Below are 15,033 nucleotides of genomic sequence, written 5' to 3'. Positions count from 1 at the left end.
CGTACAGCTTCGCCGGTGATGGAGTGTCATCGTACAACTTGCTGGGCTATCATGACGGCTACGCCGACAGCCGAGACAGATCGCCACCATGGAAACCCAGAACACCCCCCCGCGTACGCGCCGCAAGCATCGCAGCCTGGCTCAGGAGCTGGTCACCGAGCTGTCGCAACGCATCCGCGACGGGGTGATCAAACGCGGTGACAAATTGCCGACCGAGTCGGCGATCATGGAAGAACAGGGCGTCAGCCGTACCGTGGTGCGCGAAGCACTGTCGCGGCTGCAGGCCTCGGGCTTGGTGGAAACCCGCCACGGCATCGGTACTTTCGTGCTCGATACGCCCAGCCCCAGTGGTTTTCGTATCGACCCGGCGACCATCGTCACCCTGCGTGACGTGCTCGCCGTGCTGGAGCTGCGCATCAGCCTGGAGGTCGAGTCGGCTGGCCTGGCGGCGCAACGTCGTTCGCCCGAGCAACTGGCCGGCATGCGCGCGGCACTCGATGTGCTGAATGACAGCGTTTCCCATGACAGCGATGCCGTAGGTTCGGACTTCCAGTTCCACCTGCAGATCGCCGAGGCCACCGGTAACCGCTACTTCACCGACATCATGAGCCACCTGGGCACCAGTATCATTCCGCGTACCCGGCTGAATTCGGCGCGCATCGCCCACGATGACCAGCAGCACTACATGGCGCGTCTGAGCCGCGAACACGAGCAAATCTACGAGTCCATCGCCCGTCAGGACTCCGATGCGGCGCGCGCCGCCATGCGTCTGCACCTGACCAACAGCCGCGAGCGCCTGCGCCAGGCCCACGAAGCGGCCGAGGCCGCCGCACTCAAGGCCTGACATCAATCAGCCGGTCTTGCGCATCGCCAGCATGACGATGCCGCTGACCACGATTACCCCGCCGATCACCTGCACCCCGTTGAGCAACTGGCCGAGAATCAGCCAGCCGAACACCAGGCCGGCCACCGGCTCCATGTTCATCACCGGGGCATTGCGCGCGATGTCCAGCCGCGTAACCAGGATGAACAGCGTCGAGAACGCCATCCCATAGAGCAGTATCAGACACGCCAAGGCGATCCAGCCGGCATTCGCCGTGGGCAGGTCCATGCCGCCTGGCAGCCAGCCCGCGACACCGGCCAGGGCCGAGCTGAGAAACACCACTGCCATGGTCAGCATGCTGCGCACGGTGCCCGGCAACTTCGACAGGCGGTGATCGGTGATCCACAGCGCACAAGCGAACACCGCCGCACCGGTAATACCGAATAGCACGCCTTCGACCCAGCGTGCATCCATCTGCGCCTCATCGGCCAGGCGCGCGGGGATGTCCAGCGCCAGCAACAGGCCGAACAGAATCAGCCCCATCAGCAGGGCCGAGCGGCGGGTTGGGCGCGGGCCGCCGAGTGCCCAGGTGAGCAACGCCAACATGATCGGCGCCAGGTTGACCACCAGCAGCGCCAGGGCCACCGGAATGCGCGCCACCGCCGAGTAGATGCAAAAACTCTGAATGGCGATCAACAGCCCCAGCAGCACCTGCCAGCCCCAGGTCGCGCGGCCCAGGTTGAGGTGGTGGCGCTGCCAGACCACCAAACCGATCAACGCCAGCAGGGTCACCCCGGAACGGCACAGCATGGCCAACAGCAGCCCTGTGTCGTGGTCGAAGGCGATGCGCGCTGCGATGTGGTTGCCGGCGAACGAGCTCGCGAGTGTCGCGAGGATCAGCACGGCGAAGTGACGGGGCAGGGGTGTGATGTTGGGCATGGAGCGGTTGCATCCTTGTACAGGGGTGTGGCGATGGACCGCGTGCGCGGCCAGATGCGAGGGGCCTCTAAATGAAAACGCCGCCCGCAGGCGGCGTTTGACTAGGCTAGGAGCCTGTCGGGCTTGACCGTTCGTAGCGAGGGAAAGTCCGGATTGAGCCAGTTTTGTTGGTCTTTCGAGGCGGGTGGCCGCCCCGCAAATAGCTCGCTATTTAACGAGAAAGAGCAGCAAAAATGGCCGAGCCCGGCTTTTCCGCAGTAGAACAGCGTTAAGTCCGACAGGCTCCTACAGTCTACAGAACCACGCTCGGCAGCCACAGCGAGATGGCCGGAATATAGGTCACGGCCATCAGCACCATGAACAGTGCGGCGTAGAACGGCAGCAGTGCCTTGACCGTATTTTCGATGGTCACCTTGCCGATAGCGGCGCCGACGAACAGTACCGCACCCACCGGCGGGGTGATCAGGCCGATGCCCAGGTTGACCAGCATGATCATGCCGAAGTGCACCGGGTCGACGCCGATGCCAGTTACTACCGGCAGCAGGATGGGCGTGAGGATCAGGATCAGCGGCGCCATGTCCATCAGCGTGCCCAGGGCCAGCAGCATGAAGTTGATGCACATCAGGATCACATAGCGGTTGTCCGAGAGCGTCAGGAACATCGCGGTGATCTTCGACGGAATCTGCATCAGGGTCATGATGTAGCCGAAGGCGGCGGCGAAGGCGATCAGGATCATCACGATCGACAGCGTACGCACCGTGCGGTGCATCAGCTTGGGCAGATCCCGCCACTTGTAGTCACGGTAGATGAACATGGTGACGAAGAACGCCCAGACCACGGCAATCGCCGCCGACTCGGTGGCGGTGAAAATACCCGAGAGGATGCCGCCGAGGATGATCACCATGGTGAACAGGCCCCAGAGCGCATCGACGCAGATTTTCAACGCCTGCTTGAGCGGGATCACTTCACCCTTGGGGTAGTTGCGTTTGCGCGCGAAGTACAGGCACATGCCCATCATCACCGCGCTGAGCAGCATGCCCGGGCCGATGCCGGCGATAAACAGCGAGGCAATCGACACCGTGCCGCCAGCGGCCAGCGAGTAGAGCACCGAGTTATGGCTCGGCGGGGTCAATAGCGCCTGGACCGAGCCACTGACCGTGACCGCGGTGGAGTATTCGCGCGGGTAGCCTTTCTTTTCCATTTCCGGGATCAGCACCGAGCCGACCGAGGCGGTATCGGCCAGGGACGAGCCGGAGATGGCGCCGAAAAAGGTCGAGGCCATGATGTTGACCAGCGACAGGCCACCACGGATAAAGCCGACCAGCACGCTGGCGAAGTTCACCAGGCGCCGCGACATGCCGCCTTCGGCCATGATCGCGCCGGCCAGGACGAAGAACGGAATGGCCAGCAGGGAGAATTTGTTCACGCCCCCGGCGATCTGAATCATGATCGCGTGGAACGGAATATCGATATACCAGGCGCCGGCCAGGGCCGACAGCCCGAGGGCGTAGGCAACCGGTACGCGCAACATGATCAGTACGAGGAAGCTACCCAGCAGAATTAGCGCATCCATTTACACGGCCTCCTTGCTGTCTTCGAGCAGTTCGAAGTTCACCGCACGGCGGTGGCTTTGATCACCGAAGGCCAGGCGTTCGAGGATAAAAATCAGGGTTATCGCGCCGCCCAGCGGGATTGGGGCGTAGCTGATGCCCACGCGCAGGGTTGGCAGCGTACTCATGAACTGATTCCAGGTGGCGATGCACAGCTTGATGCCCCAGATGGTCATGAACAGGCAGATCACCGCCATGAGCACCTGCACCAGCAGGGTAATGCGGGGTTGCCAGTGGTCGGGCATTCGATCGGTCAGCGTGGTCACCGCCATGTGTGCGCCTGCCCGGTAGCTGGCTGCCGCACCAATAAAGGTGAACACCACCATCAGCATGATGGCGATCGGCTCGGGCCAGCCGGCGCCAGTGCCAAGTACGTAACGGGCAAAAATGCCCCAGGGAATGATCAGTGACATGACGAGGATCGATAGGCCGGCAACCCAGATGCAGGCCATATAGATCACGTCGTTGATGCGTAACAGCGTGTTTTTCATGAGACTTCACCACGCACGTGGCAACGGCATTGAGCCGTTGCCACGACGTTCTTCAGAGAGAGCGGGTTACTGCACGGCTTCGATGCGCTTGATCAGGTCGGCGTAAGGAGCACCGTACTTCTCGCGGATCGGTGCAGTGGCGTCGAAGAAAGGCTTCTTGTCGACTTCGATGAACTCGACACCGGCTTCCTTCAGTTTGGCTTCGCTGGTGGCAGACTTCTCATCCCACAGGCGACGCTCGTCGAACTGCGCTTCCTTGGCGTACTTCTTGACGATTTCCTGCTGCTCGGGGGTGAGCTTGTTCCAGGTCGCCTTGGAGATCACGATCGGCTCCGGCAGGATCAAGTGGCCGGTCAGGGTGTAGTACTTGGCGTTACGGAAGTGGTTGTGCTCGAGCATGGTCGGCGGGTTGTTTTCCGCGCCGTCGACAACCCCGGTCTGCAGGGCGCTGAAGATCTCGCCGGTGTCCATGGCGATACCGTTGGCGCCCAGGGCGTTGAAGGTTTCGATGAACATCGGGTTGCCCATCACGCGGATCTTCATGCCTTTGAGGTCTTCCAGGCTGCGCACCGGCTCCTTGGTGTAGAGGTTGCGCACACCGCCGTCCATCCAGGCCAGGCCGACCATGTTGAATTCGGAGTTGGTGATCTTGTCGAGGATCTCCTGGCCGATTTCGCCATCGATGACCTTGCGCATGTGGTCGTGGTCACGGAACACGAACGGCATGTTGAACACGTTCACGTCCGGCACCACCGGACCCAGGGTGCCAAGGCTGACGCGGGTCATCTGCACGGCGCCAATCTGCACCTGCTCGACCACTTCCTTTTCCGAACCCAGCACACCGCCGGAGAACATCTTGAAGGTCAGTTCGCCATTGGTGGCGGCTTCGATCTTCTTGCCCATGTTTTCCTGGGCGACCACGGTGGGGTAGCCGGCCGGGTGGATTTCAGCAATCTTCAGCGACATGGCTGCCTGGGCCATACCTGACACGCAGAAAGCAAAAGGAAGTGCGGCGATCAGCAACTTGCGTTTGAAATTCATCGGAATCTCCATCTTTTTGTTGTTGGTTGTGCAGCGTTGCAAGGTGGGGTGGCCGCTGCTGCGACCACTCCGGGATAAGGTTCAGAAGGCGAAGCGAGGCTCCTCCAGGCCGGTGACACCAGGGTTGAGGGCAAACACGCCGCCGGCCAATGGCTGGTCGGTAAGGTCGCCCGCAGGACGAATCGAGGTGACAAACAGCGTGTCCAGGTTCGGCCCGCCAAAGGCGCACATGGTCGGCTTCTTCACCGGTACGGCGAGGGAGCGATCGAGGCGGCCATCGGGCGTGAAGCGGTGGATCAGGCCGGCATCGTTGGCGCAGATCCAGTAACCGCCCTCGGCATCCACCGCCGCGCCATCGGGGCGGCCGGGGTACTGGTTCATGTCGACGAACAGGCGGCGGTTGTAAGGCGTGCCGCTGTCGATGTCGTAATCGAAGGCCCAGATGGTCTGCACGGTGGGGTGCGAGTCGGAGAGGTACAGGGTGCGACCGTCCGGGCTGAAGGCCAGGCCGTTGGGTACGATCAGCTCGTGCATCAGCGCGGTGGCCGCTGTATCGCCGGCCGCGTAGCGGTAGAGCACGCCATCGGCGATGCCGGCGGCCATGTCCAGGCGCATGGTGCCGGCCCAGAAACGCCCCTGGCGGTCGCAACGACCATCGTTGAAACGCATCTGCGGGTCGGCATGCTCGACGTGGCACAGCTGTTCAGTGCGCAGCACGCCCTGGGCGTCGATATCCAGGCGGAACAGGCCGCTCTGCATGCCGGCAATCCAGCCGCCGTTCTCGCCTGCGGCGATGCAGGCAAGCATCTGCGGGGCTTCCCAGCTTTGGCTGGTCGCGCTGGCCAGGTCCCAACGGTGCAACTTGCACGCCGGGATATCGACCCAGTACAGGGCCTGCTCGCGGGCGTTCCACACCGGGCTTTCGCCGGTGGCATTGCGGGCATCGAGAATCAGTTCAGCAGACATGGCAGCTCGGTTCTCTGGTTGTTCTTGTTATGGGTGTCGCGGGGTGTTCAGGCGTCGCCGAACGGGCCGGCGGCAACAAAGGCGCCACCGTGATAGACCATCGCCGGGTCATCGGCGGCCGGCATCGGCTGCGCCTCGACCTGCTCGCGGAACACCTCGGAACTGTCCTTGGGCTGGTAACCCAAATGCGCGGCCATGTGGTTGTCCCACCACACAGTGGCGTTATCGGACATGCCGTACACCACGGTATGACCCACATCCGGGGTGCGCAGGGCGCGTTCGAGCAGTTGGGTGAGGTCGTCGTAGCTCAGCCAGGTGCTCATCATTCGGCGGTTGGCAGGCTCGGGGAAGGAGGAGCCGATGCGCACGCTGACGGTCTCGATGCCATAGCGGTCGAAGTAGAAGCTGGCCATGTCCTCGCCATAGGATTTCGACAAACCGTAATAGCTGTCCGGGCGGCGGGCACAACTGGCGTCGATGCTTTCGTCCTGCTTGTAGAAACCCACGACATGGTTGGAGCTGGCGAAGATCACACGCTTGACGCCATGGCGGCGGGCCGCTTCGTAGATATGGAACACGCCACAGATGTTGGGGCCAAGGATCTCTTCAAACGGCCGCTCAACCGATACGCCACCGAAGTGCAGGATGGCATCAACGCCTTCGACCAGCTCATGCACCGCCTGCTTGTCGGCCAGATCACACAGCTGCACTTCTTCGTGCGGGCCGCGGGCCGGTTCCATCTCGGCGATATCGGACAGACGCAGGATACGGGTGAAGGGCTGGAGGCGTTCGCGCAGTACCTTGCCCAGGCCGCCTGCCGCACCCGTGAGCAGCAGGCGGTTGAAGGGTGGGTTGGCGTTGGAAGTCGTGGTCATGGCGGGGCCTGAACTCTTGTTGTTTGTTTTTATGAGGATGTCATACGTTGTCGTATGACTTGCACCGATTATCAACATCCCAGAGGGCTGATGTCAACGCGACCTAGGTGGAAAATTAACGTGACTGGTCGTCCACGTGTCCGCCGAGGGGAAGGGCCAAGTGGGCCGTTAACGATTACTGCATGTTTGCCTTGGAAGGCTCTAGCCTGATACTCCTGGCTGGGCGCAGTGGCCGCGGGCTGTTTTGCTTGGCGGGTGCAGTGCGTTTGCGCTGAGTGGGGCAGGGCGATGACTACCTATAGTTGTATGACAACGTATCTCGTGCCGTGATGATGATAGGTCTTCGCAGGTGCGCTGCTCTGCGGGCCTGTATCCACCCATATGAGCGTGGCCGCTTTGGCTATCGCGGCATGCAAAGGCTATGGCCTGTCAGCTGTTACCCCCGGTAGGAGCGAATTTATTCGCGATTGTCTCGCGAATTTCGTGAATTAACGGCTAGACGCCCCTTTCGCTCCTTACAGATAAATGCACGGCTCGCGACGCGACGTCGACAGTCCCCAGGCCGGTGGCGCTAGGTCGTCTCACTGCAGGTTCTGGTGGTTGTGTGACAACCAGTCCCATAAGCTAAGGGCCGTTCATCTACCGATGCGCGAGGCCCATGAGCAGACAACCCCTCAGTTCCCGCTCCCCCGGTACGCCCACGCTGATTGATGTGGCCAAGGTCGCCGGGGTTTCCCCCATCACCGTGTCCCGCGCCCTGGGCCGGCCCGAGGTGGTCAGCGACGCCACCCGTCGGCGAGTGCTGGAGGCGGTGCGTGCCACTGGCTACGTGCCCAACCTTGCCGCCGGCGCCCTGGCCTCGGCGCGCAGCCGTCTGGTGGCGATCTTCTTGCCGACCATCGCCAACTCGATCTTTGCCGACACCGTGCAAGCGCTCACCGACCGCCTGGCCGCTGCCGGCTACCAGACCTTGCTGGGGCTGACCGGCTACGACCCGCAACAGGAGGAGGCATTGCTTGAGGCGGTGCTGGGTCGCCGCCCGGATGGCATCGTCCTGACCGGCACCGAGCACACCCAAACCAGCCGCGAGCGCCTGGCACGGGTCGGCATACCCGTGGTGCAAGCCTGGGACCTGTGCGCCAAGCCGCTGGACATGCTGGTGGGCTTCTCCCACGAGGCGGTGGGCCAGGCCCTGGCGCAGTACCTGCTGAGCAAAGGCTACCGGCGCATTTCCGTGGTCACTCTCGACGACCCGCGCGGCCTGCGCCGTTACCGCAGCCTGACCCAGGCCCTGGCGCAACAAGGCTTCGAACTGCTGGCCGCGCAGATACTGCCGGCGCCGGCGACCCTGGCGGTGGGGCGCGAAGGGCTCGCTCAACTGCTGCAAGCGGGCAGCGCGGGCGATGCCGTGGTGTGCAGCTCCGACACCCTCGCCCAGGGCGTGCTCGCTGAGGCCGCCAACCTCGGCCTGCGCGTGCCGCAGGACCTCGCCGTGTTGGGTTTTGGCGACCTGTCCTGCGCCGCCCATACCCACCCGCCGCTGACTACCGTGCGGGTCGACGGCGCCCGCATCGGCCACGCCATTGCCGAAGCGCTACTGGCCCGCATCGCCGATCCGACCCTGGCGCGCGAGCCTCTGCGGCTGGATGTGGGGTTCGAGTTGATCGAGCGGGGCAGTGGCTGAAGGCCGCAAGGGGTATTCGCGGTTTAATTTGGCGGCTGCACCTAAGTCGACAGGTGGCGCCTGCCTTTTCAGGCTCAGCTCCCGGTAATAGGGGGCTTACGGCACTTACAAATGGAAAACTATCTGCTGCTAGACGACATGGGGCTGTCAGCCGTATTCTCGCTGTCCCTTTCTACATGGACGCCTTCGTGGACCCCAGCCCTGCAACACTCAGCCGCTACAGCCTTTCTGAATTTGGTCTTGCAGCCAAATGATCGAACCTCTCCTTACCCTCCTTCTTGGCATCCTGGTCATCCTGGCGATCATCGCCGTGAACGGCTATTTCGTTGCGCAAGAATTTGCCTATATGGCCGTCGACCGTACCCGGCTCGCCGCGCTGGCGGCTACCGGCGATACGAAAGCGCAGCGCGCATTGGCCGTTACCCAGCGCACCAGCTTTATGCTCTCGGGCGCGCAGCTCGGCATTACTGTCACCGGCTTGCTGGTGGGTTATGTCGCTGAGCCCTTGGTCGGCGAGTCATTAGCTGTTCTGCTGGCCGGGACCGATATTCCGGTTGAGGCCCGCGTGGCCGTGGGCACGGGGCTGGCGCTGGTGGCGGCGACGATTATCCAGATGATCGTCGGTGAGCTGTATCCGAAGAACCTCGCCATTGCCAACCCTGAGCCGCTGTCGCTGGGCCTTGCCCGCTCCACGCTGTTCTATATGTCGGCGTTCGGCTGGTTGATCAGCTTCTTCGACAAATCGGCCAACCTGCTGCTGAAGCTGCTGCGTATCGAGCCGATTCACGACCTGGACGTGAGCGCCTCTGCTACCGACCTGCCGCACATCATCGCCGACTCGCGTGACAGCGGCGACCTGCCGCGTGAGCTCTCGCTGATGATGGATCGCATGCTCGACTTCCCGCAGCGCAATGTCGAGCACGCGATGGTGCCCCGCTCGCAAGTGGACTGGGTCGAACCCGATACGACGCTTGAAGAGTTGCGTGGCCTGATGGCGCGTGCCCATACCCGCTACCCGGTGATTGACGACGACGATGCCCCTGTCGGTGTCGTACACCTGGCCGACGTGCTGGCGCGCCTCGATGCCGGTAATGGCCACGAAACTGTGGCCTCGCTGATGCGCCCTGCCAAGGTCCTGCCGACGCTGATGCTGCTGCCGGATGCGCTGGACCAGCTGGTCCAGACCACCAACCAGTTGGCCTGCGTGATCGATGAATACGGCGGTTTTGCTGGCGTCCTTACGATTGAGGACCTCGCCATGGAAATCGTCGGTGAAATTACCGATGAGCACGATGCCGAAGCGGGCGATGCCATTGTTCCCGAGGGCGACGACACCTGGGTCATGGAGGGCGACGTGCACCTCGACGAGGTCAGACGCGTGATTGGCCATGACCTGCCGCGTGTGGATGTCGAGACCGTTGCCGGCATGCTTATCGCCGAGCTGGGTGCGCTGCCGGCCGAGGGTGACACCGTCACCATCGAGCTGCCAATCGACCCTGCCGAACTGATCTCCGATGAACCCATCAGGTATCGACTGGACGTGGATGTGCTGCGCATTGAGCGCCATGTGCCGACTGCAGTGCGCGTGCGACTCGTCAAAATAGCGATGACGGAGGACGGGCAATGAATGATCCGCTGATTGTCACCATAGCAACGGTCGCGCTGATTGCGTTGAGCGGCGTGTTTGTTGTCATCGAATTCGCGTTGCTCGGCGCTCGCCGTCACCGTCTCGAAGAGCTGGCTGTCCACAGCTCATCCGCGCGGGCGGCCCTGCGCGGCATGAATGATCTGACCTTGATGCTGGCCGGTGCCCAGCTGGGTATCACGCTCTGCACCTTTGCGCTGGGTGCGGTGACCAAGCCTGCGGTGGATTTTTGGCTCGGCCCGGTGTTTGTCGCCTGGGGCATGCCCGAGTGGGCTGCCGGTGCTACGGCGTTCGGCCTCGCGCTGTTTCTGGTGACCTTCCTGCACCTGGTGGTCGGTGAAATGGCGCCCAAGTCCTGGGCCATTGCCCACCCGGAGAAGTCCGCGCTGGCGATTGGCATCATCTCGCGCCTCTATATCTGGCCGCTGCGCCCGTTGCTGAACTGGGTGAACCGTCTGGCCAACCGCCTCGTGAAGGCCTCGGGCGTTGAGCCCGTCGAAAGCGCTGCAGTGGGTGGCCAGGATATCGAGACCATCCGCCAACTGGTCGAGCATTCGGCAGAGGTCGGCACGCTGCAGCCACAGATGCAGCAGCAGATCTCCGGCCTGATCGACCTGGGCACGCTGCCTGTCGATGCGCTGCTGGTCGAAGGTGAGGTGCTGGTTCATGTGACCCGTGATGCCACCGTCGCGGATGTTCGCGCGGCGGCGATCCAGTCCGGGCACCTGCGCATTCTTGTGCTGGGCACTGAAGGCATTCAGCCGTCGGTGGTGCACGTGCGCGATACCTTGCTGGAACCGGAGGCGCGCCCTGCGCATGAGCTGGCACGCGAAGCCTTTGTGCTCGACGCGAAAACCCCCGTCTACGAGGCGTTGGCGCGTATGCGCAAAGCGAGCGTTCAACTGGCGTTGGTGATGAGCGCGGAGCGTTTGCTCGGCGTCGTCACGTTGGCCGATATCCTCAAGCGCGTGCTACCGGCTGCGTCTAACGCTTAACCCGCGTGGTGACGAGAACAGGGGCAGGTTTGTTTGTTGGCACTTCATTGGCCAATAAACAACCTGCCCCTTTTCTTGGGCGATGCCCCAGTGCCCTGTTGCACGGCGACGATGCTTTATTGGGAGCCCCGCCCCGCAGCGAATGGCAGCCATAGCGCATTGCCGTTGCGCGCCCAAAAGCTTCGCGCCGGGGCGGCGCTCCTACGAGATGGCTGCGGCCATAGCGCTCTCGTAGAGTCGCGCCCCGCGGCGAATGCCAAGGGCAACGCCGAAATAACTGAATGGCTGCAATCGATTCGCCCCGAGGCGGGGCTCCTACGCGTGTTCGGTCGTTCACCCTGGTGCTGCGTGACGGCTTGCACAGGATGCAACACGGTTTTGGGCATAGCCTGTTCATAGGCGATGTCCCAATAGGCTGTTGCCTGCCTGTAGGAGATCCCCCGTCGTCCAGACGCCGCGCTGTCGCGCAGCAAACTGGATGCGCGCGGGGCCCGCTGCTGTGGGAGGGGCCGGGCTGCGCTCCGCTTCAGCCGCGAAGCTTTGGCTATACCGCGAAGCATTCGCGGCTAACGCGGAGCGCCGCCCGGCCCCTCCCACATAGAACGTAATAATCCATAAAATCAATTACATACAGGTTTTTTGATGAGAGCCAATTTATTCGCGAAATTGGCGGCACAATCGCGAATAAGGGCGGGCTTGCCTGTCCCTGTGTTTAGGCGCAGGTGCCTTGCAGACGGCGTGCAGCCAATGGGCGAATCACGCTGAGCAGCCCAAGCAGGGCCAATCCGGCGCCGACCCACAGTGGCGCTCGCAAGCCCCAACCCGCTTCAATCGCCGCACCTCCCGCCCAACTGCCCAGGGCCAGCCCCGCTGTAATCACCGAGGTGTGCAGCGTGTTGACCAGCGCACCGGGCTCGGCAGCCTTCATGACGCGGGCGACCATCGCGGGGTTGAGCGCGACGCCGGTCAGGCCGATGGCGATAAAGCAGCCCAGGTTGAGCCAGGTCAGATCACCCGCCAGGGCAAAGCCGCACAGCGCGAGCACGAGCAGCGCCAACCCCAGGCCCAGTGCGGTGAAGGTATGGCTGTCGGCGAAGCGGCCCACGACCATATTGCCGATCAGATTCGCCACGCCATAGAGCGCCAGTATGGGCGCGACCTGGCTGGGTTTCAGGCCGACCTCATCAATAAGGATGGGCGTGCAATAACTGAACGCCGCGAACGTCGCGCCGATGATCAGCCCGCTGGTCAGATAAGCGCTCCACAGCTTGGGGTTGCGCAGCGTTGCCCACTGCTGCCCGAGCTTCGGCTCGCCGCCTGCCTGGCTCGCCGGCACGCGCAGGGTCACCAGCAGTGTGCAGGCGAGGGCAAGGGCCACCACCGCCCAGGAACTCGCGCGCCAGCCATGATGCTGCTCGATCCAGGCGGTCAGCGGCACACCTGCCACAGGCGAAAACATCAGCCCGGCGAGCACCACCGAGGCGGCGCGCCCGCGCTCCTCACGCGTTACCATCGCGGCGCACAAGGTCATGCACAGGCCGATACAGGCGGCGCTGGACACCCCCATGATCACCCGCGCCACCGCCAGCACCGCATAACTCGGTGCCGCCGCCGCAAGCGCGCCGCCGATCACATACACCGCCAGCAAGCCAACCAGCGCCTGCTTGCTGCCGATGCCGCGCGACAACAGCAGCACCGTGACTGGTGGGCCACCCAGGGCCATGCCCAGGGCGTAATACGCGATCAGGTTGCCCACCTCACCCAGGGACACGGAAAACGCCTCGGCCAAGGCGGGCATCATCCCGGCAACCATGAACTCGGCCGTCACCAGCGAGAAAATCGTGGCACCCAGCAGGTAGATGGTCAAAGGCAGTCGTGGTCTGGTGGACATAAGGTATCGGCAACGAAAAACAGGGGGGGCGCCACCCTATGCACTGAGCTTGGCGGGGTCAAATCAACACGACGCATAGGCATGAGCAGAGCAATCAATGTGTGCCTGTATGGTTACCCATTACCGGGCTCTCACGCATGGGATGCTGTCATTGCGTTGCGGCTTTTTGGCGTCAAATTCGGCGATATACAAATAATCATGTCGGTATTTCACTTCTAAAAAACTGAGCTAGCCTGAACAGGCCATCATCTCAGCAAGGAGTGCCGATCATGCCCGCCGCCACTGCCCGCCCGTACTACCCGATCATCTACCTGCGCGGCTTTGCCGCCACCATGAACGAGATTGAAGCCACCACAGCTGACCCCTACATGGGCTTCAACCTGGGCTCGGCGATGATCCGGCAGGACTCTGAAGGGGTCGCCCATCCCTTTATCTTCGAGTCGCCACTGCTGCGCCTTATCAAAGACCACGGCTATACCGATGCCTTCCAGAATGGCGGGATCGATTACGCGGACAAACTCGCGCCTGTGCGCTCCATCTGGATCTACCGCTACTACGAAAGCGTTTCCAAGTCGCTCGGCAGCAGCAGGCGGCGGAGCATGGAAGATTTCGCCATCGGCCTGCGCGCGTTTATCGTCAGAGTGCGCGACACCATCTGCGGTAACGACCCGCAGGCCCGGGAAAACTTCCGCGTGCATCTGGTGGCGCATTCCATGGGCGGGCTTATCTGCCGAACCTACCTGCAGAACACCTGCTGTCATGGCTTAACAGAGGCCGAAATGAAGGCGGCGGGCCACACCGCCAAAGACCTTGATGTCAGCGCTGGTAAGCCTTTCGAGCCACTGGTGGACAAAGTCTTCACCTACGGCACGCCCCATAACGGTATTGATTTTCTGGGGTTCAACGTGCCTGATCTCGGCTCGTTTGACCGGCTGCAGATCAGCAACTTCGACCGTGAGCGCATGCGCGAATACCTGCGGTTAAAGGGTACGCAGGCCGTCAACGACCTGCATGGCGCCTTCCCCGCATCGCGCTTCTTCTGCCTGATCGGCTCCAACTACCGCGACTATGAAGCCTTTTTTGGCCTGTCGAAAAAAGGCACCGGCCCCAGCAGCGACGGCCTGGTGATGATGGAAAACGCCTATGTGAAGGACGCGCCCAGGGCGGTCATCTCGCGCAGCCATTCCGGCGCCTATGGCATCGTCAACTCTGAGGCGGGTTATCAGAACCTGCGGCGCTTCCTGTTCGGCGACTACCAGGTAACCGTGACGCTGGAGGTCGAAGATCTGCCATTACCTACCGACATTCAAAAGAAAAAGGACCAAGGCAAAACCATCGGCGGCATCTACCACTTCGATGTCAGTGCGCGGGTGCGCAACGGGCCTAACTACAGCCTGCACGAAAGGCGCTACGACCAGGCGTCCGCGTTGATGGAAAAATACGACGACATCAAGGAGCGGAAGAAATCCATCTACCTGTTCACCGGCTACCTGCTCAAAGATGCCCGTGGCAAAGACGCTCACGACCTCGCCCTGGTCTTCACCCTCGACCTGGGTGTGCACGTGCCGGCCTTTGAGGTGGATCACAAGTTCTGGTTTGACGGCTACGCCGAAGGCTTCAGCTACCGAGACACCCTGACCATTGCCGTACGCGACAAAAGCGTTAAATACGGCTTCACCTCTAAACACGGCCAACTCAGCGCCCCGGAAATTGCCGAGCAAAAAGAGTTGGTCAACGGCGCCCGAGAAATACGCATTGAGGTAGGAACGGGCCCCAACGTGCGCCCAGGCTTTATGGGCACCCTGGTGATCCGGGTTGAGCCTTGGGAGGGGTAGTGACAGCGGCCGCACTTTCTGGATATTACGGGGTGCCCTCATTTTCGCGCCGCAGAAATACCTTCTTGTCGAAGAGGCGATACCCCTCGGTTGCTTCCTCCAGGGTCATGCGGTGGCTGATGATGATCTGCGGTTGCAGTTGGCCGCTCTGGCTACACCAGGCTTTAAATCTTGCTGGTGAACTGCTCTTAGCCCATGGCCTAGCCAATAAATGAAAAGTTGCAAAGGTAGCCTGGGT

At 62.3% G+C, this 15,033-nt stretch carries 13 protein-coding genes; 5 read left to right on the top strand and 8 right to left on the bottom strand.

Features of this window, described 5'->3' with window-relative positions; genetic code table 11:
* Nucleotides 1-88: 88 nt before the first annotated feature.
* Nucleotides 89-844: a FadR/GntR family transcriptional regulator gene (locus BMW49_RS10315; RefSeq protein WP_069522272.1), complete on the top strand. Its 756-nt coding sequence runs from the start codon at nt 89-91 to the stop codon at nt 842-844.
* 6 nt (nt 845-850) lie between these two features.
* On the opposite strand, the gene BMW49_RS10310 is transcribed toward BMW49_RS10315, so the two are convergent.
* The 6 genes from BMW49_RS10310 to BMW49_RS10285 all read right to left on the bottom strand — a co-directional run bounded on the left by BMW49_RS10310 (nt 851) and on the right by BMW49_RS10285 (nt 6,745).
* A complete protein-coding gene (locus BMW49_RS10310; RefSeq protein ID WP_069522274.1) occupies nt 851-1,762 on the bottom strand; it encodes an EamA family transporter in 912 nt (303 codons plus the stop codon).
* 292 nt (nt 1,763-2,054) lie between these two features.
* A complete protein-coding gene (locus BMW49_RS10305; protein ID WP_069522276.1) occupies nt 2,055-3,335 on the bottom strand; it encodes a TRAP transporter large permease in 1,281 nt (426 codons plus the stop codon).
* Nucleotides 3,336-3,863, bottom strand: coding sequence for a TRAP transporter small permease (locus tag BMW49_RS10300; protein ID WP_069522278.1), 528 nt, complete (start codon nt 3,861-3,863; stop codon nt 3,336-3,338).
* Nucleotides 3,864-3,929: 66 nt separating this feature from the next.
* On the bottom strand, nt 3,930-4,904 hold the full coding sequence (locus BMW49_RS10295) for a TRAP transporter substrate-binding protein (RefSeq protein ID WP_069522280.1): 975 nt from the start codon (nt 4,902-4,904) through the stop codon (nt 3,930-3,932).
* 81 nt (nt 4,905-4,985) lie between these two features.
* The gene (locus BMW49_RS10290) at nt 4,986-5,870 is read right to left on the bottom strand and encodes an SMP-30/gluconolactonase/LRE family protein (protein ID WP_069522281.1); all 885 of its coding nucleotides are present in this window, start codon (nt 5,868-5,870) and stop codon (nt 4,986-4,988) included.
* A gap of 47 nt (nt 5,871-5,917) precedes the next feature.
* Complete coding sequence (locus tag BMW49_RS10285) at nt 5,918-6,745, bottom strand: NAD-dependent epimerase/dehydratase family protein (protein ID WP_069522283.1); 828 nt, start codon at nt 6,743-6,745, stop codon at nt 5,918-5,920.
* 658 nt (nt 6,746-7,403) lie between these two features.
* On the opposite strand from BMW49_RS10285, the gene BMW49_RS10280 reads away from it, so the two are divergent.
* The 3 genes from BMW49_RS10280 to BMW49_RS10270 all read left to right on the top strand — a co-directional run bounded on the left by BMW49_RS10280 (nt 7,404) and on the right by BMW49_RS10270 (nt 11,069).
* Nucleotides 7,404-8,429, top strand: a complete 1,026-nt coding sequence (locus BMW49_RS10280) for a LacI family DNA-binding transcriptional regulator (RefSeq protein WP_069522285.1) — start codon at nt 7,404-7,406, stop codon at nt 8,427-8,429.
* Between the two features lie 250 nt (nt 8,430-8,679).
* Nucleotides 8,680-10,056, top strand: coding sequence for a hemolysin family protein (locus tag BMW49_RS10275; RefSeq protein ID WP_069522287.1), 1,377 nt, complete (start codon nt 8,680-8,682; stop codon nt 10,054-10,056).
* Nucleotides 10,053-11,069: a CNNM domain-containing protein gene (locus BMW49_RS10270; RefSeq protein WP_069522288.1), complete on the top strand. Its 1,017-nt coding sequence runs from the start codon at nt 10,053-10,055 to the stop codon at nt 11,067-11,069. Before BMW49_RS10275 ends, BMW49_RS10270 begins: the two co-directional genes overlap by 4 nt.
* Before the next feature lie 712 nt (nt 11,070-11,781).
* Here the strand turns inward: BMW49_RS10270 and BMW49_RS10265 are convergent.
* Nucleotides 11,782-12,960, bottom strand: a complete 1,179-nt coding sequence (locus tag BMW49_RS10265) for an MFS transporter (RefSeq protein ID WP_069522290.1) — start codon at nt 12,958-12,960, stop codon at nt 11,782-11,784.
* Nucleotides 12,961-13,229: 269 nt separating this feature from the next.
* On the opposite strand from BMW49_RS10265, the gene BMW49_RS10260 reads away from it, so the two are divergent.
* Nucleotides 13,230-14,795 (top strand): esterase/lipase family protein, encoded by a 1,566-nt coding sequence (locus BMW49_RS10260; protein ID WP_069522292.1) that lies wholly within the window; start codon nt 13,230-13,232, stop codon nt 14,793-14,795.
* A gap of 25 nt (nt 14,796-14,820) precedes the next feature.
* Here the strand turns inward: BMW49_RS10260 and BMW49_RS24970 are convergent.
* Nucleotides 14,821-15,033: hypothetical protein (locus BMW49_RS24970; RefSeq protein ID WP_244168330.1), on the bottom strand; the 213-nt coding region annotated here is incomplete at its 5' end.

This window comes from Pseudomonas cuatrocienegasensis, from assembly GCF_900110925.1.
In the GTDB taxonomy this organism is placed as follows: domain Bacteria; phylum Pseudomonadota; class Gammaproteobacteria; order Pseudomonadales; family Pseudomonadaceae; genus Aquipseudomonas; species Aquipseudomonas cuatrocienegasensis.
This window is presented reverse-complemented; position numbering and strand designations above follow the sequence as displayed.

Coding starts and splice junctions, on each gene's coding strand:
- BMW49_RS10310 (WP_069522274.1), bottom strand. CDS start 1,762: ATGCCCAACATCACACCCCTGCCCCGTCACTTCGCCGTGCTGATCCTC.
- BMW49_RS10275 (WP_069522287.1), top strand. CDS start 8,680: ATGATCGAACCTCTCCTTACCCTCCTTCTTGGCATCCTGGTCATCCTG.
- BMW49_RS10295 (WP_069522280.1), bottom strand. CDS start 4,904: ATGAATTTCAAACGCAAGTTGCTGATCGCCGCACTTCCTTTTGCTTTC.
- BMW49_RS10290 (WP_069522281.1), bottom strand. CDS start 5,870: ATGTCTGCTGAACTGATTCTCGATGCCCGCAATGCCACCGGCGAAAGC.
- BMW49_RS10270 (WP_069522288.1), top strand. CDS start 10,053: ATGAATGATCCGCTGATTGTCACCATAGCAACGGTCGCGCTGATTGCG.
- BMW49_RS10305 (WP_069522276.1), bottom strand. CDS start 3,335: ATGGATGCGCTAATTCTGCTGGGTAGCTTCCTCGTACTGATCATGTTG.
- BMW49_RS10300 (WP_069522278.1), bottom strand. CDS start 3,863: ATGAAAAACACGCTGTTACGCATCAACGACGTGATCTATATGGCCTGC.
- BMW49_RS10315 (WP_069522272.1), top strand. CDS start 89: ATGGAAACCCAGAACACCCCCCCGCGTACGCGCCGCAAGCATCGCAGC.
- BMW49_RS10260 (WP_069522292.1), top strand. CDS start 13,230: ATGCCCGCCGCCACTGCCCGCCCGTACTACCCGATCATCTACCTGCGC.
- BMW49_RS10280 (WP_069522285.1), top strand. CDS start 7,404: ATGAGCAGACAACCCCTCAGTTCCCGCTCCCCCGGTACGCCCACGCTG.
- BMW49_RS10265 (WP_069522290.1), bottom strand. CDS start 12,960: ATGTCCACCAGACCACGACTGCCTTTGACCATCTACCTGCTGGGTGCC.
- BMW49_RS10285 (WP_069522283.1), bottom strand. CDS start 6,745: ATGACCACGACTTCCAACGCCAACCCACCCTTCAACCGCCTGCTGCTC.